The sequence below is a fragment of the Salmonella sp. SAL-020 genome (genome assembly GCF_017372215.1).
In the GTDB taxonomy this organism is placed as follows: domain Bacteria; phylum Pseudomonadota; class Gammaproteobacteria; order Enterobacterales; family Enterobacteriaceae; genus Salmonella; species Salmonella enterica.
In genome coordinates, this window is record NZ_CP071690.1 from 3,419,587 (window position 1) to 3,437,398 (window position 17,812).

Annotated in this window: 16 protein-coding genes; 4 read left to right on the forward strand and 12 right to left on the reverse strand. The window is 53.4% G+C overall.

What is annotated here, in order from left to right; genetic code table 11:
* Nucleotides 1–5 precede the first annotated feature (5 nt).
* Nucleotides 6–344, reverse strand: a complete 339-nt coding sequence (glnK, locus tag J1G48_RS16765) for a P-II family nitrogen regulator (protein WP_000780341.1) — start codon at nucleotides 342–344, stop codon at nucleotides 6–8.
* A 55-nt stretch (nucleotides 345–399) separates the two neighbouring features.
* On the opposite strand from glnK, the gene J1G48_RS23550 reads away from it, so the two are divergent.
* Complete coding sequence (locus tag J1G48_RS23550) at nucleotides 400–525, forward strand: hypothetical protein (RefSeq protein ID WP_016712120.1); 126 nt, start codon at nucleotides 400–402, stop codon at nucleotides 523–525.
* A 31-nt stretch (nucleotides 526–556) separates the two neighbouring features.
* Here J1G48_RS23550 and J1G48_RS16770 read toward each other — a convergent pair whose 3' ends face one another.
* From J1G48_RS16770 to decR, 3 genes are read right to left on the reverse strand one after another with little or no spacing between them, the layout of a single operon-like run.
* Nucleotides 557–2,338 carry a SmdB family multidrug efflux ABC transporter permease/ATP-binding protein gene (locus J1G48_RS16770; protein ID WP_001256083.1) on the reverse strand — a complete coding sequence of 594 codons (1,782 nt, stop codon included), beginning with the start codon at nucleotides 2,336–2,338 and terminating at the stop codon, nucleotides 557–559.
* A complete protein-coding gene (locus tag J1G48_RS16775) occupies nucleotides 2,331–4,103 on the reverse strand; it encodes a SmdA family multidrug ABC transporter permease/ATP-binding protein (protein ID WP_001235566.1) in 1,773 nt (590 codons plus the stop codon). Before J1G48_RS16775 ends, J1G48_RS16770 begins: the two co-directional genes overlap by 8 nt.
* 40 nt (nucleotides 4,104–4,143) lie before the next feature.
* Complete coding sequence (gene decR / locus J1G48_RS16780) at nucleotides 4,144–4,602, reverse strand: DNA-binding transcriptional regulator DecR (RefSeq protein ID WP_000884593.1); 459 nt, start codon at nucleotides 4,600–4,602, stop codon at nucleotides 4,144–4,146.
* A 112-nt stretch (nucleotides 4,603–4,714) separates the two neighbouring features.
* Between decR and cdsH the strand changes: the two genes are divergently transcribed.
* Nucleotides 4,715–5,770: a cysteine desulfhydrase gene (gene cdsH / locus J1G48_RS16785; RefSeq protein ID WP_000987849.1), complete on the forward strand. Its 1,056-nt coding sequence runs from the start codon at nucleotides 4,715–4,717 to the stop codon at nucleotides 5,768–5,770.
* Nucleotides 5,771–5,819: 49 nt separating this feature from the next.
* Here cdsH and cof read toward each other — a convergent pair whose 3' ends face one another.
* Entirely contained in the window at nucleotides 5,820–6,638 is an 819-nt protein-coding gene (cof, locus tag J1G48_RS16790; protein WP_000113030.1) for an HMP-PP phosphatase, read from the reverse strand.
* 100 nt (nucleotides 6,639–6,738) lie between these two features.
* Here cof and J1G48_RS16795 point away from each other — a divergent pair, with 100 nt between their 5' ends.
* Entirely contained in the window at nucleotides 6,739–8,439 is a 1,701-nt protein-coding gene (locus J1G48_RS16795; RefSeq protein WP_001238163.1) for an SgrR family transcriptional regulator, read from the forward strand.
* A gap of 64 nt (nucleotides 8,440–8,503) precedes the next feature.
* Nucleotides 8,504–9,199: a 7-cyano-7-deazaguanine synthase QueC gene (gene queC, locus J1G48_RS16800; RefSeq protein WP_000817201.1), complete on the forward strand. Its 696-nt coding sequence runs from the start codon at nucleotides 8,504–8,506 to the stop codon at nucleotides 9,197–9,199.
* A 105-nt stretch (nucleotides 9,200–9,304) separates the two neighbouring features.
* On the opposite strand, the gene fadM is transcribed toward queC, so the two are convergent.
* The 7 genes from fadM to clpP form a co-directional block, all read right to left on the reverse strand.
* Nucleotides 9,305–9,703, reverse strand: coding sequence for a long-chain acyl-CoA thioesterase FadM (gene fadM / locus J1G48_RS16805; protein ID WP_001194543.1), 399 nt, complete (start codon nucleotides 9,701–9,703; stop codon nucleotides 9,305–9,307).
* A 103-nt stretch (nucleotides 9,704–9,806) separates the two neighbouring features.
* Entirely contained in the window at nucleotides 9,807–10,181 is a 375-nt protein-coding gene (locus tag J1G48_RS16810) for a helix-hairpin-helix domain-containing protein (protein WP_000680322.1), read from the reverse strand.
* A 149-nt stretch (nucleotides 10,182–10,330) separates the two neighbouring features.
* Nucleotides 10,331–12,202, reverse strand: coding sequence for a peptidylprolyl isomerase (ppiD, locus tag J1G48_RS16815; RefSeq protein WP_000969434.1), 1,872 nt, complete (start codon nucleotides 12,200–12,202; stop codon nucleotides 10,331–10,333).
* Between the two features lie 290 nt (nucleotides 12,203–12,492).
* Nucleotides 12,493–12,765, reverse strand: coding sequence for a nucleoid-associated protein HU-beta (gene hupB, locus J1G48_RS16820; protein WP_001043544.1), 273 nt, complete (start codon nucleotides 12,763–12,765; stop codon nucleotides 12,493–12,495).
* A gap of 208 nt (nucleotides 12,766–12,973) precedes the next feature.
* Nucleotides 12,974–15,328: an endopeptidase La gene (lon, locus tag J1G48_RS16825; RefSeq protein WP_001067723.1), complete on the reverse strand. Its 2,355-nt coding sequence runs from the start codon at nucleotides 15,326–15,328 to the stop codon at nucleotides 12,974–12,976.
* A 185-nt stretch (nucleotides 15,329–15,513) separates the two neighbouring features.
* Entirely contained in the window at nucleotides 15,514–16,785 is a 1,272-nt protein-coding gene (gene clpX, locus J1G48_RS16830) for an ATP-dependent protease ATP-binding subunit ClpX (RefSeq protein WP_000130313.1), read from the reverse strand.
* 251 nt (nucleotides 16,786–17,036) lie between these two features.
* Nucleotides 17,037–17,660 carry an ATP-dependent Clp endopeptidase proteolytic subunit ClpP gene (clpP, locus tag J1G48_RS16835; RefSeq protein WP_000122257.1) on the reverse strand — a complete coding sequence of 208 codons (624 nt, stop codon included), beginning with the start codon at nucleotides 17,658–17,660 and terminating at the stop codon, nucleotides 17,037–17,039.
* Between the last annotated feature and the right edge of the window lie 152 nt (nucleotides 17,661–17,812).

A 17,812-nucleotide genomic window follows, 5' to 3' on the forward strand; every position in this document is an offset into this window, starting at 1 on the left:
GGGTCTTACAGCGCTGCTTCGTCAGCTTCGCCGGTACGAATCCGAATAACGCGCATGAGCTCCGCGACGAAAATTTTGCCGTCGCCAATTTTTCCGGTGTAAGCCGCTTTACTGATGATATCGATCACCTCTTCCAGTTGGTCGTCGGCGATAGCCACATCAATTTTGACCTTCGGCAGGAAATTCACGCTGTACTCCGCGCCGCGATACAGTTCGGCGTGTCCTTTCTGACGGCCAAACCCTTTCACTTCGGTGACGGTCAGTCCCTGAATGCCAATGGAAGAAAGCGCCTCCCGCACGTCCTCCAGCTTGAACGGTTTGATAATCACGGTAACCAGCTTCATAGAACCCTCCAGTCAGAATTAGGTAACGGCTGCCGCCGCGCATGGACTCTTCAGAATGGATATTGCAAAGGATGTGCCAGAAGCTGGCGAGCGAGGAAAAGCGCAGTTAGCGGCGCGTCTTTATATTGACGCGCCCCAAAATCGAAGCAGGGAAAGAAAAACGCACCACGACGGTGCATAATGGGCGAGGCTTTGCCCTGTGGTGCCAAACCTTATGCCGCAGGGCCGGGTTCTTCGTGTACGCTGGCGGCTAACTCCTCGCCAACTAACTGTAATTGATACATTTGCCAGTAGCGCCCTTGCGCCGCCAGCAATTGTTGATGCGTCCCGCGCTCCACCGCCTGGCCGCGATGGAGAACCAGAATGGTATCCGCCTCCACGATTGTCGATAGCCGATGGGCAATAACCACCAACGTGGTGCGCTCGCGAATCGCCGCCAGCGCCTGCTGTATCGCCTGCTCAGTGCCGGAATCGATGCTGGCCGTCGCTTCATCAAGAATTAATATTTGCGGGGCGTCAACCAGCACGCGCGCCAGCGCCAATAGCTGTTTTTGCCCGACGGACAGCGTATTTCCCTGCTCGCCGAGATGCGTATGCAGCCCGTCGCTCAGGCCGCGCGCCAGATCTGCCAGTTGTACCGTTTCCAGCGCCTGCCACACCTGCGCCTCGGAGACATCGCGCCCCAGCGTCACATTAGCCAGAAAGGTATCCGCCATCACTACCGGGTCCTGTTGAACCATCGCCACGCCCTGGCGTAAAACGCGATGATTAAGAGAGGCGATTTCTCGCCCATCCAGCCGAATTTCGCCTTGTGTCAGGGGGTAATACCCCATTAATAAGCTGGCGAGCGTGCTCTTCCCGCTGCCGGTGTGCCCCACCAGCGCCACAAAGCTACGGGACGGTACTGATAGCGTAATGTCCTGTAAAACAAGATTATCGTCGCGGTAAGCAAACGACAGATGATCAATATCAATCGCCCCGCTTTGTAACGGCCTGTCGTCGCTGCCATAGCGCTGGCGCGGGCGATCCATCAGTTCAAAAACACGCTCTCCCGCCACAACCGCCTGCTGTAGCATGGATTGCTGGGTGGTCAGTTCAATGAGCGGCTCGTTCAGACGTGACAAATAGCTAATGAACGCATACAGCACCCCGACCTCAATCGTGCCGGCAGACGTAAAGCTGAAAAGCATCAACAAACCGCATAAAATGAGCGCGGAAAAGAGGCTAAGCAGCGGACGCAATAAAAAGCCGTCCAAGCGCAGCGTCTGCATCCGCGCCATGTAGTGCGAGCGGCTGGCCTCGCCCATGCGTTCGCCGAAGCGCGCCTGCTGGCGAAACTGCTGGATTACGCTCATCCCATTGATGATTTCGTTAAAGCCGTCGTTAATATCCGCCAGGTATGCCCGCACGCGGCGTACAATCGGCGTGCTGTAGCGCTGATAAATGACCATCACGGTCAATACCGCCGGAAAAATCAAAACCGCCACCAGCGCCATCCGCCAGTCAAGGCTGAACATAGCGACCAGCATGGCGCCGATCAACGCCGCGCTACGTAATACCGTTGCGACGACCGTGACGTACAGATCGCGGATGACTTCCGTATCGTTGGTCACGCGTGAAATTAATTGTCCGACAGGCTGCGTGTCGAAGGCGCTTAGCGGCTGACGCAAGGCGGCATCCATGACGTCCGTGCGCAAGGACTGAACCACGCCAACGGCCGCCCGGTTAAATAATAAAGACTGGGCGTAATGGAGACCCGCCGCCAGAAACTGTAGCCCCACATAGGCGGCCGCCAGCCCCGCGACCTTGCCCAACGGTAAATGGTGGCGGGCCACCATGTTATCAATGAAATAGCTGATCAGCAGCGGACCGCTAACCTCCGCCGCCGCCGCAATCCACAGCATCATCACCGCGACAGAGAGCGGTTTTCGCCATGGCGAGCCATACGCCAGCAACCGTTTCAGCGTCGGCCATAGCTGTCCAAAACTACGCATTCACCGCCTCCTCGCCGCGTTCCGGCGCGTCATCCAGAGCGGCCTCCAGTTGCTGATAGCGATACATATCGCGATACCAGCCAATCTGCTGCGCCAGTTGATCGTGATCGCCGCGCTGAACAACATGACCATGTTGCATAACGATAATTTCATTGGCGTCGGTCAGCGCGGATAAACGATGCGCGCTGATGATGACCGTACGCCCTTCGCCCCACTGGCGCAAATTATGCAAAATCTGATGCTCCGTGCGGCCATCTACTGCAGAAAGCGCATCATCGAGAAGCAGAATTTCCGCATTTAACAGTAGCGCTCTGGCAATCGAGATACGCTGTTTTTGCCCTCCCGATAACATGACGCCACGTTCACCTACCTGCGTGTCGTAGCCCTGAGGCAAACGGAGAATATCCTCATGTACGCTGGCTAAACGCGCCACCTGTTCAATCTCCTCCTGAGTCGCCTCCGGGCGTCCGAGCGCAATATTATTGGCAATAGAGTCCGAGAACAAAAACGGCGTCTGGCTGACGACCGCCAGTCGGCTACGCCAGCTATCCAGCTGCAGATGCGTCAACGGCACGTCATGGAAACGGATCTCTCCCTGCGTCACATCAAAATGGCGCTGGATAAGCGACAATATTGTGCTTTTCCCCGCGCCGGTCGGACCGCATATCCCCAGCATCTGACCCGGTTTAAGACGAAAGTTCACATTCTCCAGCGCCGGATGCGTCGTTTGCGGATAGCAAAACTCACGAATGGCCGCCGTCAGTTCGCCGCGCCCCGCCGGGACCGGCTCTTCGCCATCCTTAACTACCGGCGCTTCCGCCAGCATGGCGCGGATGCGGCTGTAAGCGGCGCTCCCCCGCTCCACGATATTAAACATCCAGGCCAGCGCCAGCATCGGCCAAATCATCAACCCCAGATACATCATAAAGCTGGTGAGTTCGCCCAGCGTCAGGCTGCCGTTAACCACCATCCAGCTTCCGCCGCTAATCGCGAGCAGGTTCGCCATGCCAATGGCGATGTAAATGGTTGGATCAAAACGCGCGTCAATACGCGCCACGCGCATATTTTTCTTGCCGGTATCTTCGGCATCCGCCGCAAACAGCGAAGACTGGCGGTCCTCCAGACCAAACGCTTTGATCATACGGATGCTGGTCAGACTCTCCTGCGTGCGGTCGTTCAGGCTGGAGAAGGCGGCCTGCGCCAGTTTGAAATAGTCATGCAGCCGATCGCCGTAACGTTTGATCATCAGCGCCATAATCGGCATCGGCAACAGCGCTAATAGCGTTAGCTGCCAGCTAATTTGCGTCGACATGACAATCAGTACCGCGCAGCCCATTACCAGCGAGTCAACCAGCGTCAGAACGCCCTCGCCCGCCGCAAATACGACGCGATCCACATCATTCGTCGCACGCGCGATAAGATCGCCCGTCCGATGGCGCTGATAAAATTCAGGATGCTGACGACTCAACTGGCGATAATAATCTTCACGCAGTTCAACGGCTAATTGATAAGAAGCGCCAAACAGCAGCACGCGCCAGACATAGCGCAACAAATAGACCACTACGGCGATCAGGGCAATGGTGCCAATCCACATCGCTATTCGGCCTGGAGTAAAATGCTGTGCGGTTACGCCATCCACGACAATCCCCACCACTTTGGGCGGGATCAGCTGAAGCATCGCAATAAGCATAAGCAGGGCCACCGCGCCAAGATAGCGACGCCATTCCCGGCGAAAGTACCAGCTTAATTGAGCAAATAATCGCACGCGTTATTTCCTGATATGATTTCCGGCAATACCGGGAGAATTATTCAATGGGCAGAGAGGTGGTGTACTTAATCTGTTCCATCGCAAAACTGGAGGTGACGTCTGACAGTCCTGGGACGCTATTGACCAGACGTTTATAGAAGTCGTCATACCGCTTCATGTCGGCCACCTGAACTCGCATCAGATAGTCGTATTCCCCCGCCATCCGCCAGAAGCCAAGCACTTCCGGCATCTCAGAGACGACGGTCACGAACCGACAGTACCATTCACTGCTGTGGTGCTGCGTTTTTATCAACACAAAAGCGGTTAATCCCAGCCCCAGTTTTTCCGGGTCCAGCAGCGCGACCCTGCCAAGCAGGATACCGTCATCTTCCAGGCGTTTAAGCCGCTTCCAGCAAGGCGTTGTCGTCAGATTAACGGCATCCGCCAGCGCCTGCAAAGAGAGGGTACAGTCCTGCTGCAATAAGCAAAGCAGTTTACGGTCAATTTTATCTAACATACCCACTCCATAGAGAATATTTTTCTCCTTACATTGTAATTTAAAGGTCAAATAGCAACAATTTTTTCCGTACTTTTCGCTACTCTTGGCACAAAATGATAAATGGATATTAATGATGAGTAGCAATTGGGTTAAAAATGCCATTAATGAAATTAACGCTGACCACCAGCGCTCGGCGGATACGCATCTTATTCGTTTGCCCCTGTCGGCATTTCCAGGTATCCAGCTTTACCTGAAAGACGAAAGCACGCATCCCACCGGTAGCCTCAAGCATCGTCTGGCGCGCTCGCTGTTCCTTTATGGGTTGTGCAATGGCTGGATTAAAGAAGGCACTCCGATTATTGAAGCATCATCAGGCTCAACGGCGATTTCCGAAGCCTGGTTCGCGCGTTTACTGGGACTGCCGTTCATCGCCGTCATGCCCGCCTGTACCGCAAAACGTAAAATCGAACAGATTCAATTTTACGGCGGCCACTGTCATTTTGTGGAGAGCGCCTGCGAAATTTATGCCGCCTCCGAGCGGCTGGCGCATGAACTGAACGGTCACTATATGGACCAGTTTACCTACGCAGAACGAGCTACCGACTGGCGGGGCAACAATAATATTGCCGACAGTATTTTCCGCCAGATGCGCAACGAACCCCATCCGGTACCGCGATTTATCGTCATGAGCGCCGGAACGGGCGGAACCTCTGCGACGATTGGGCGCTATATTCGCTGCCAGGGCTATGATACTCAGCTCATGGTGGTGGATCCGGAAAATTCCGTCTTTTTACCTTACTGGCAGGATCGCGACGCTTCATTACGCAGCCCGGTAGGCAGTAAAATTGAAGGAATTGGTCGTCCGCGAGTAGAGCCTTCTTTTATTCCGGATGTCGTGGATGAGATGCTGCGCGTGCCGGACGCCGCCAGCGTTGCCACCGCACACTGGCTGGAAACGCAGCTAGGCCGTAAAGTCGGCGCCTCTACCGGCACGAATATGTGGGGAGCGCTGCAGCTTGCGGCCCGGATGCGCGAGGCTGGAGAAACCGGCGCTATCGTGACGTTATTGTGCGATAGCGGCGATCGCTATCTGGATACCTATTACCATCCGGCCTGGGTTAGCGACCATATCGGCGATTTGACGCCGTGGTCAGCGGCCATCGCAAAATTACTTACCGGCGACTAGAAACCAAAAAAAAGCCAGACTGAATGTCTGGCTTGCTGGAAGAGATCTCTCATTCGGGGGAATAAGGTAGATGCGGATTGTCCAGCCAATGCGTCAAAAAGTGTGATACCGCTTGATTACCACAATGTCCGATAACCGAAAGGTGTGGCAGCGCGGCGATAAGCTGCGGCATGGCATTGCCCATAATGAGCCCCCGCCCGACGCTGCCCAGCATTTCCCGATCGTTCATCGCGTCGCCAAACGCCATGCAATCTGCCAGTGAAAGCCCTAAATGGTTGCTCAATACCGCCAGCGCCGATCCTTTATTGCACCCCAGCGGTAGCACTTCCAGGCAGTCGACGGCAGAGAAACAGAGGTGCGCGCGTTCTTCCAGCGCCTCATTGAGCTGAATGCGCAAACGGATCAGATCGTCATGATCGCCGCAAAAACAGATCTTCGTCACCTGATGGGCCGGAATACTTTTTATATCGATAACCTGATAACGAAAGCCGCTGTAGACGTGCGCCTGGAGTAGCGCGGGGATCTCCTGGCCTGTAAACCAGCCGTTGTCATTAAACACATGCATACTGGCTCGGGTATCCCAGGCATGGTGCATCACCGTATCGGCAACCTGAGGATCGAGATCCTGACGATGCAGCACGTCGCCTTCCAGCGAGTGAATTCGCGTCCCGTTACCGGTAATAAGATAAGCATCCAGTGAAAGCGTCCCCAGAATATGCCGCATTTCCAGCACATGACGACCCGTAGCGAATGTCAGGGTGATATCGCGTTCGCGCAGACGCGCCAGCGTGGCGATCGTTTCTCTACCCAAATGGTGATCGGGCATTAATAACGTGCCATCCATATCAAATGCTGCCAGACGGGCCATCTCTTTCTCCACACTGTGACGCGGTTAACTTGTTGTTCAGTATTACCTGAGATATACGGAAGTAATAGTGAACAGATAAAAGGAAGTGTTCCGGGTTTCTATGAGGCTACTGAATCGGCTTAATCAATATCAACGCCTCTGGCAGCCTTCCGCCGGGGAAACGCAACATGTCACCGTTAGCGAACTGGCCGAACGCTGTTTTTGTAGCGAGCGCCATCTGCGAACGCTGCTGCGTCAGGCCCAGCAGGCAGGTTGGCTAAGATGGGAGGCGCAGTCCGGGCGCGGGAAACGTGGACGGCTCCAGTTTCTGGTCACGCCGGAATCGCTCCGCACCGCCATGATGGAACAGGCGCTGGAAAAAGGGCAGCAGCTCAACGTACTGGAACTGGCGCAGCTGGCGCCGGGCGAGTTACGGGCGATGCTCCAGCCTTTTATGGGCGGCCAATGGCAAAACGATACGCCGACATTGCGTATTCCCTACTATCGTCCGCTTGATCCGCTGCAGCCGGGTTTCCTGCCAGGCCGCGCGGAACAGCATCTCGCAGGGCAAGTTTTTTCCGGGTTAACGCGCTTCGACCGCGACAGTCAATATCCTTGCGGGGATTTGGCGCATCACTGGGAGGTTTCCGCCGACGGTTTACGCTGGGATTTTTATATTCGCTCCACGCTGCACTGGCATAATGGCGATGCGGTGGATACCGCGCAGCTACACGAACGCCTGGAAAGGCTGCTTACCCTACCCGCGCTAAGCAAATTGTTTATTAGCGTCGCACGGATCGAAGTAACGCATCCTCAGTGCCTGACCTTTCTCCTTCACCGACCTGATTACTGGCTGGCGCATCGTCTGGCGAGCTATTGTAGCGGTCTGGCGCATCCTGACCTGCCGCTTATCGGCACCGGTCCTTTTCGCCTGGCGTTGTTCACGCCGGAACTGGTGCGTCTGGAAAGTCATGACCATTATCACCTCAGCCATCCGCTGCTGAAAGCGATTGAATTCTGGATCACCCCGCAACTGTTTGCCCAGGATCTGGGCACCAGTTGCCGCCATCCGGTGCAGATTGCCATCGGCAAACCGGAAGAGCTGGCGACGCTGAGTCAGGTAAGTAGTGGTATCAGTCTTGGCTTTTGTTATTTAACCCTCAAAAAGGGCTCACGGCTCAACGTACAGCAGGCGCGGCGTCTGATACATATTATCCATCATACTTCGCTGCTGAAAACCTTACCGGTAGATGAGAACTTGATTATGCCAAGTCAGGGGCTGCTACCCGGCTGGACAATCCCGCAATGGCAGGACGTTGATGAAACGCCATTGCCGAAAAAACTTACCCTGGCGTATCACCTTCCCGTAGAGCTGCATACGATGGCGGAACAGCTTCGACATTACCTGGCGACGCTCGGCTGTGAGTTAACGTTGATTTTTCATAATGCCAAAAACTGGGATAACTGCCCTGCGTTGGCGCAAGCGGATCTGATGATGGGCGACAGGCTGATCGGCGAAGCGCCGGAATATACGCTGGAGCAGTGGCTACGTTGCGATCAGATCTGGTCACATGTCCTGGACGCGCCTGCGTTTTCCCATCTGCAGGCTACGCTTGACGCTCTGCAAATTCAGCCCAATGAAAAAGATCGCCGCGCCGCGCTACAACAAGTTTTTGCTAACCTGATGGATGACGCCACACTTACGCCACTATTTAATTATCACTATCGCATCAGCGCCCCACCGGGCGTTAACGGCGTTCGACTCACCCCTCGCGGCTGGTTTGAATTTAGCGAAGCCTGGCTTCCGCCGCCTTCGCCGTGAAGAAGCTGGTCGGGATTATCCGTACGCGTTACCATATTGGCTTTCGTCATTGATCAGGATAACTATGAAACGCGCCGTTGTTGTATTTAGTGGAGGTCAGGACTCCACCACTTGTCTGGCGCAAGCGCGGCATCAGTATGATGAAGTGCATTGTGTCACGTTTGATTATGGTCAGCGCCACCGCGCAGAGATTGATGTCGCGCGGGCGCTGGCGTTAAAACTTGGCGCACGCGCGCATAAAGTGTTGGATGTCACTTTGCTGAACGAACTGGCGGTCAGCAGCCTGACGCGGGATAGCATTCCGGTGCCGGACTATGAACCGAACGCTGACGGTATCCCCAATACTTTCGTACCGGGACGCAATATTCTCTTTCTGACGCTGGCGGCGATTTACGCTTATCAGGTTAAAGCCGAAGCGGTGATCACTGGCGTTTGCGAGACCGATTTTTCCGGCTATCCAGACTGTCGCGATGAGTTCGTCAAAGCGCTGAATCACGCGGTGAATCTGGGCATGGCGAAAGATATCCGTTTCGAAACGCCCTTAATGTGGATTGATAAAGCTGAAACCTGGGCGCTGGCCGATTATTGGGGCCAACTGGATTTGGTTCGCGAAGAGACGCTGACCTGCTATAACGGCATTAAAGGCGATGGCTGTGGTCATTGCGCGGCCTGTAATCTGCGCGCTAACGGCCTGAATCATTATCTGTCGAATAAAGCGGCGGTGATGGCGGCAATGAAGCAAAAAACCGGGTTAAGGTGATTGTTTTGCCGGATGGCGGCGCATGCACCTTATCCGGCCTGGCGATATTCACCATGGTCAATATCGCCAGGCCGGACAAGTTCAACGCCATCAGACTGCGAAGCGTTATTGCACCATCTGTTCCAGCTTTTCACGCAATTCGCCTTCCAGCGGCAGCGCTTTTTGCGTTTTTAAATCAATACAAACAAACGTGATGAGCGCATCGGCCACCACCTGCCCTTCTGGCTCCAGCGTAATCGTCTGGCTTAATACGCCGCTTTTACCGTTAAGCTGTTGTACCTGGCTGGTCACGGTCAATAGATCGCTCAATACCGCCGGGCGACGGTAATTTATATTGATGTTTACCACCACAAAGGCAATATTGCGGGCCGTCATCCACTGAAAGCTGTCGCTGTTTTCCAGACCATCCCAACGGGCCTCTTCCAGAAACTCCAGATAGCGGGCATTATTAACATGTTGATAAACATCAAGATGATATCCACGAACTTTGATTTGTGTTTGCATAGCGCAATAACCTTACGTTGTTGTTATAAGTAAACGACAAGTACAGAGGTCATAACTGGTATGACCTCTACAGTCTGGCAAATTTTGGCCACTATGCAAGTGATTACAATGTTAAAACTGCCAGATTACGCTCCACCAGCGCGCTTCCCATTCCCGGCACCTGCTTTAAATCATCCACCGTTTTAAAAGGACCATACTCCTCCCGATAGCTCACAATAGCCTGCGCTTTTTTCAGCCCAACGCCGTTCATCACCCGCGCCAGATCCTCCGCAGACGCGGTATTAATGCTCACCCTGGTACCTTCATCATCGCTGGCTTTAGCAGGTAATGCCGCTTTGGCGGAGGATGAAGAAGGCGTATCCGCTTTTGTTTCCACCGCTGCATTTTTTGCGACAGGCGTCGCCGCCAGTGCGCTATGGGCCATGCCCGCGCAGGTTAAAGAAAGTGTAATAAGCAGTGCTTTAATTCCGTGTTTCATACTGTTTTCTCCTTGTTTGTTAACAGTGCAGCCACGATAGCGGGGCGGAGAAAAACGAACAAACGGCAATTCTCAGAAATGGAAAAGGCCGCGAAAGCGGCCTTTGTGGGATACAACGTTTTGCAATTTTTTGCGAAGCGCCTCGACGATTACTGCTGTTCCAGAGCGTCGCCGATTTTGATTTTCGCCTCTTTACGCAGATTGCTCATCAGCGCCTCAAAGACAATTTGCGCATTGTTCTGCGTGATGCCCTGCACCATCGCTTTTTTCTGCGCTTCCGGCATGGCGCCCGCTTTCACCTCGTCAAACGCCAGCAGAACGACGTTACCCTGCATATCGTTCGCCACGCCATAAACTGGCTTATCTTTCGTCGGAAGGCTTAACGCAAAGGCCGCCTGACTCACCGGATCCTGACTGGTACGACTTAACGTTTTAGGCTCGCCAAAACTCAGCCCCGCCGCTTTCATCGCTTCCGCGCCTTTGCCCGCTTTCAGCTCGACCAGCAGTTTTTCCGCATCCAGCTTCGCCTGTTGTTCCGCTTTATTATGCTTCACCAGGGCAGTGACCTGTTCTTTCACTTCTGCCAACGGCTTCACGGCTTCAGGTTTATGTTCGCTCACGCGCACAACAAAAGCCCGGTCGCCATCTACGGTGATAATGTCTGAATTCGGCCCCGGCGTACCGTTTTCGCCTACCAGACCGCCATTAAAGATAGCATCGGCTACCGGTTTGAAGTTCAGCTCTTCCGGTAAGGTGTCACGGCTAAACCAGCCGGTTTCAACGGCTTTTACGCCAGCGACCTGTTCAGCGCCTGCTAACGACTCATTGTCGTTGCTTGCCGCATCGCTCACTTTCTGCTGCAACGCATAGTAAGCATCCAGCGCTTTTTCCTGTTTCACTTTCGCGGCAATGTCGTCGCGAACCTCGCTTAACGGTTTCACTTTGGCAGGCTGAATATCATCCAGACGCGCCACCAGAAAACCGACAGACGACTTAATCACGCCAGATATCTGGCCTTTTTCTTTTAATCCGGCGTTTTTCAGTTCCGGCACCGTGGCAGACTCTTCCAGCCAGCCCATATCGCCGCCATTACGCGCAGAGATGATATCGGTAGATTTCTCTTTCGCCAGCGTGGCGAAATCTTCGCCCTTGTTCAGCGCATCCAGTACCGCTTTCGCATCATCTTCCGTTTTGGTCTGAATAATGCTGTAACGAATACGCTCCGGCTGAGTAAACTGATCTACATGCTGGTCATAATAGGCCTGAATATCCGCATCGCTGACCGGTGCCTGCATCGTCGCGGCATCCAGCTTGATATAGCTTACGCGGAACTGTTCCGGCGTCATAAAGCGGACTTTATTCTGATCGTAGTAGCTGGACACTTCCTGATCGGTCACCTGCTGCTTCGCCGCCAGCGCGTTGACATCAATAACGGCTTCACGCACCACGCGCTGTTGAGAGACTAATGCCGCCAGTTCGTCGGTTTCCCCTTTCAGCATAAAATCAGTACCGGCCACGCCGTTGATCAGTTGCTGAGTGGTAAGCTGGTTACGCAGCGCCTGAGCGTACTGATCGGCGGTCATTCCCATCTGATTCACAATCGCGTTATAGCGGTTGTTGTCAAACTTACCGTCCACCTGAAAAGCGGGAGTGGCGAAAATCGCCTGTTTTACCTGCTCATCGCTGATGCCCAGTTTCAGTTCGCGGGAATATTGATCCAACAGCGCTTCATCTATCAGACGATTCAGCACCTGCTGGCGCAGGCTTTTCATATAACCTTCGTTGGCCGCCAGTTCAGAATACCTGTCGCCCAACTGCTGCTGCATACGGTTACGTTCGTTGTTAAACGCATTCTCAAACTGTGCCCGGCTGATTTCCTGGCCATTCACTTTTGCGGCGTAGTTATTGCTTCCGCCAATCAGGTAACCACTAACGCCGGTCAAAATGAACGACACGATAATGATAACGAAAATAATCTTGAGCACGAGACTGTTTGCAGCCGTGCGTAAGCTGTCCATCATGGTGTAACCACACTCCGCTGTAGGTGACTTTACACTTTATCTTTCAGGCGGCTTCTCTGCTGGCTACTGAGTGATTCGCTCAGTAGCCGCGTCGACGCAACCTGAATGATTTGCGTATAGAGACTTCACGCGCATCGCATTTTCTGAACGCGGCGCACAAAAGCCTATTGTGACAAGAAACGAGGGCAATTGTCAGCCCGCAACGCACAGAAAGTCCCGAATCGCCAATAAAAAAGGCACATCAGTTGATGCGCCCTTGTACTTTGCCACATCCCCCGAGGGGATCACGCTTAGTTTACCGCGTCTTTCAGCGCTTTACCTGCACGGAAACTCGGCACTTTGGCAGCGGCGATGGTGATCTCTTTACCTGTTTGCGGGTTGCGACCAGTACGGGCAGCACGCTCTTTAACAGCAAAAGTACCAAAGCCTACCAGTGCAACGTCATCCCCTTCTTTCAGAGATTCGGTAACAGAAGCAATAATCGCATCTAACGCACGTCCAGCCGCAGCCTTAGAGATATCAGCCCCTGCAGCAATTTTTTCGATCAGTTGAGATTTATTCACTCTTCTCTTCCTCTTTATAATTTATATCGCACCTGAATCCTTCGAAGTACGACCGCGCAGCAGTTATATCAGGCCTGCCACGCCCTTACAACACCCGTTAATGGTGGCAGACCCAATCAACCATCTAAATTAGCTATACAAAAAAAGGCTGGCAAGTCCGAAATAGCCTGCCAGCCCTGTTTTTATTAGCGCTATTTGCGCGAGGTCACTATTTTGCGGTTACAACCTGCATTCCAGACGGTTCGTTTTGCAGAGCAAGCGTCAGAACTTCCTCAATGCGCTTCACAGGATGAATATCCAGATCGGCAATCACGTTGTCCGGAATTTCCTCCAGGTCACGTTTATTTTCGAACGGAATTAAGACCGTTTTAATCCCGCCGCGATGCGCCGCCAACAGTTTTTCTTTCAGGCCGCCGATCGGCAACACCTGACCACGCAGCGTGATCTCACCGGTCATTGCCACATCTGCGCGCACCGGATTACCGGTCAGGCAGGAAACCAGCGCGGTACACATCGCGATACCGGCGCTTGGACCGTCTTTCGGCGTTGCGCCTTCCGGCACGTGAACGTGGATATCGCGTTTTTCGTAAAAGTCCGGATTAATACCCAGTTTTTCCGCGCGCGCACGCACCACGGTCAGCGCCGCCTGAATGGATTCCTGCATCACTTCACCGAGCGAGCCGGTGTAGGTCAACTTGCCTTTGCCCGGGACGCAGGCGGTTTCGATGGTCAACAGATCGCCGCCCACTTCCGTCCACGCCAGGCCCGTCACCTGACCTACGCGGTTTTCGCTATCCGCGCGGCCATAGTCAAAGCGCTGCACACCGAGGTAGTCGTGCAGATTATCACCGTTAATTTCGATATGTTTTAACGACTTATCGAGCAACAGTTGTTTAACCGCTTTGCGGCACAGTTTGGAGATTTCACGCTCCAGACTACGAACGCCCGCTTCACGCGTGTAATAGCGGATAATACCGATAATCGCGCTATCGTCGACCGTCAGTTCGCCTTTCTTCAGCGCGTTACGCTCGATCTGCTTCGGCAGCAGGTGACGTTTAGCAATATTCAGCTTCTCGTCTTCGGTATAACCGGACAGACGGATCACTTCCATACGATCCAGCAGCGGCGCCGGAATGTTCATGGAGTTGGAAGTGGCGACGAACATCACATCGCTGAGATCGTAATCCACTTCCAGGTAATGATCGCTGAACGCCACGTTCTGCTCCGGATCCAGCACTTCCAGCAGTGCGGAAGCCGGATCGCCGCGCATGTCAGAAGACATTTTGTCGATCTCATCGAGCAGGAACAGTGGGTTTTTAACCCCCACTTTGGCCATTTTTTGGATCAGTTTACCCGGCATAGAGCCAATGTAAGTCCGGCGATGACCGCGGATTTCCGCTTCATCACGCACGCCGCCCAGCGCCATACGGATGTATTTACGCCCTGTTGCTTTAGCGATGGACTGGCCCAACGAGGTTTTACCTACCCCCGGCGGCCCCACCAGACACAGGATCGGCCCCTTGATTTTATTTACACGGCTTTGAACCGCGAGATACTCAAGGATGCGGTCTTTCACGCGCTCCAGACCATAATGGTCAGTATCGAGGATTTCCTGCGCCTGACGCAGGTCTTTTTTGACCTTGCTACGCGCATTCCACGGCACCTGCACCATCCAGTCGATGTAGCCGCGCACCACGGTCGCTTCCGCCGACATCGGAGACATCATTTTCAGCTTCTGCAGTTCCGCTTCCGCTTTCTCTTTCGCCTCTTTCGGCATTTTCGCCGCGTCGATCTTACGCTTCAGCGCTTCGTTTTCGTCCGGCGCGTCGTCCATCTCGCCAAGCTCTTTCTGAATCGCTTTCATTTGCTCGTTCAGATAGTACTCGCGCTGGGATTTCTCCATCTGCTTTTTCACGCGGTTGCGAATGCGTTTCTCAACCTGCAGCAGATCGATTTCAGATTCCATCATCGCCATCAGATATTCCAGACGTTCGTTAACGTCGGACATCTCCAGTACGGACTGTTTATCCGCCAGTTTCAGCGGCATATGCGCGGCGATGGTGTCAGCCAGACGTGCAGGGTCGTCAATGCTATTGAGTGACGTCAGCACTTCCGGCGGAATTTTTTTGTTCAGCTTGATGTAGCCTTCGAACTGGCTGATAGCGGTACGCACCAGCACTTCTTGTTCACGCTCATCAATGGCTGGCGAATCAAGGTACTCCGCCTTCGCGGAGAAATGTTCGCCGTTGTCAGACAGCGCGGAAATACGCGCGCGCTGTAACCCCTCGACCAGCACTTTTACGGTGCCGTCAGGCAGTTTCAGCATCTGCAAAATAGAGGCCACGGTCCCGACGGTGAAAAGATCGTTTACACCCGGCTCATCCGTCGATGCTTCCTTCTGGGCGACCAGCATGATTTTTTTATCATGGTCCATAGCCGCTTCCAGACAACGGATAGATTTTTCCCGCCCTACAAATAAGGGTATGACCATGTGCGGATAAACCACCACATCGCGCAAGGGCAATACGGGGATTTCAATGCGTTCAGAACGCTCAGGATTCATAGAGCTCTCTCTTAGTTTAGTGTCCGCCAGGTAATCAGATAGTATAGCTGTGCTCCATACCACCTATAACATGTACGTCAGTATATGGGGATGTTTCCCACACATTCAACGGCGTGTTTACAGGAAAAACGAAAGGGGAGATAAAATCCCCCCTTTTTTGGCTAACTGATTGTATGAATGTTTAATTATTCGCCAGAAGCCTGCGCTTCCGGTTTGCCGTAAATCAGCAACGGCTTACTCTGACCGGCAATAACGGACTCGTCGATCACCACTTTTTCGACGTCTTCCATAGATGGCAAATCGTACATGGTATCCAGCAGCGCCGCTTCGACGATAGAACGCAGGCCACGGGCGCCGGTTTTACGCGCCATTGCTTTCCTGGCGATAGCGTCCAGCGCTTCGTCACGGAATTCCAGATCGACGCCTTCCAGGTTAAACAGCGCCTGATACTGCTTGGTCAGCGCATTTTTCGGCTCTTTCAGGATTTGAATCAGCGCTTCTTCGCTGAGTTCATTCAGCGTCGCTACCACTGGCAGACGACCGATAAACTCAGGAATCAGACCAAATTTGATCAAATCTTCCGGTTCAACCTGCGACAACAGCTCGCCTTCGCTGGCTTTGTCGGACTTCGCTTTCACCGTCGCGCCAAAACCAATGCCGGAGCCGGTTTCAACACGGTTAGCGATCACTTTATCCAGACCGGCAAACGCGCCGCCGCAGATAAACAGAATCTTAGAGGTATCTACCTGTAAGAACTCCTGCTGCGGATGTTTGCGACCGCCCTGCGGTGGAACCGCGGCGACGGTGCCTTCGATCAGTTTCAGCAACGCCTGCTGTACGCCTTCGCCGGAAACATCGCGGGTAATGGACGGATTGTCTGATTTACGCGAAATCTTATCGATTTCATCAATGTAGACAATCCCACGCTGCGCTTTTTGCACGTCGTAGTCGCATTTCTGCAACAGTTTCTGAATGATATTCTCGACGTCTTCACCAACGTAACCCGCTTCGGTTAGCGTGGTCGCATCCGCCATAGTGAACGGCACATCCAGCAAGCGCGCCAGCGTTTCCGCCAGCAGCGTTTTACCGGAACCGGTCGGTCCAATCAGCAGAATGTTGCTTTTACCTAACTCGACGCCATTGCTGGTATCGCCGTTACGCAGACGCTTGTAGTGGTTATAGACCGCCAGCGCCAGCACTTTTTTCGCCTGCTCCTGGCCGATAACGTAATCGTCCAGGTGGGTACGAATTTCATGCGGCGTCGGCAGCGCACTACGTTCACGGTGCGGAGCAACTTCTTTAATTTCTTCGCGAATAATGTCGTTACATAAATCGACGCATTCGTCGCAGATATACACGGATGGACCGGCAATCAGCTTGCGCACTTCATGCTGGCTTTTGCCGCAAAAAGAGCAGTACAACAATTTGCCCGAGCCATCTTTGCGTTTATCTGTCATGAGTCAAAACCTCTTCTTTGTTCTTTGTGCCGCACACGACGACGCAAATGCCATTCTCAGGCGCAAGCCGCTAATCAGCGTTGTGCCGCCCTTCATTAGTATATACACAAAATCATTCGAGCTACATCAAGGCGGCAACTCGGCGACTCCGCAGGCGCTTACATAAGTAAGTCACTGGGAGGCGCGCTAACAGCCAACACCGAGGTAGCGTGAAGGATGAAGTGTATAGCGGCACACTTGCGTCCAGGGCATCAATTACGATGGGTCAAAATTGAGTCAACCAAACCGTACTCTACCGCTTCAGGCGCGGAGAGGAAGCGATCGCGCTCAGTATCACGTTCAATCTGCTCAAGAGATTGACCCGTATGATGCGCCATAAGTTCATTCATGCGCCCTTTTACTTTCAAAATTTCGCGGGCGTGAATTTCAATATCCGTCGCCTGGCCCTGGTAGCCGCCCAGCGGCTGGTGGATCATGACGCGAGAGTTCGGCAAGCAGAAACGTTTGCCTTTCGCCCCGGCAGTCAGCAGAAACGCCCCCATAGAGGCCGCCTGTCCCATACAAATGGTGCTGACGTCTGGCTTAATAAACTGCATGGTGTCATAGATGGACATCCCCGCAGTAATTACGCCGCCAGGAGAATTAATGTACAGATAGATATCTTTTTCCGGGTTTTCCGCTTCCAGGAACAGCATCTGCGCCACGATCAGGTTAGCCATATGGTCTTCGACCTGGCCGGTCAGAAATATGACGCGTTCCTTAAGTAGACGAGAATAGATATCAAAAGAGCGCTCACCGCGTGAGGTCTGTTCAATGACCATCGGCACCAGCGCCATATGAGGGGCCAAATTATCTCGTTCTCCGCTGTATGACATTTCCGTCTCCTGGATAAAAATTGAAAAAACCTGCTGTACTGATTGTAACCTGATGGACGGATTATCAGCCAGTCCCTCTGTAATGGGTACGGCATCGCCATAATTCAAGCATAACAATCTTTTGCTCTAACGCTAACACTGAAACGCGGTTT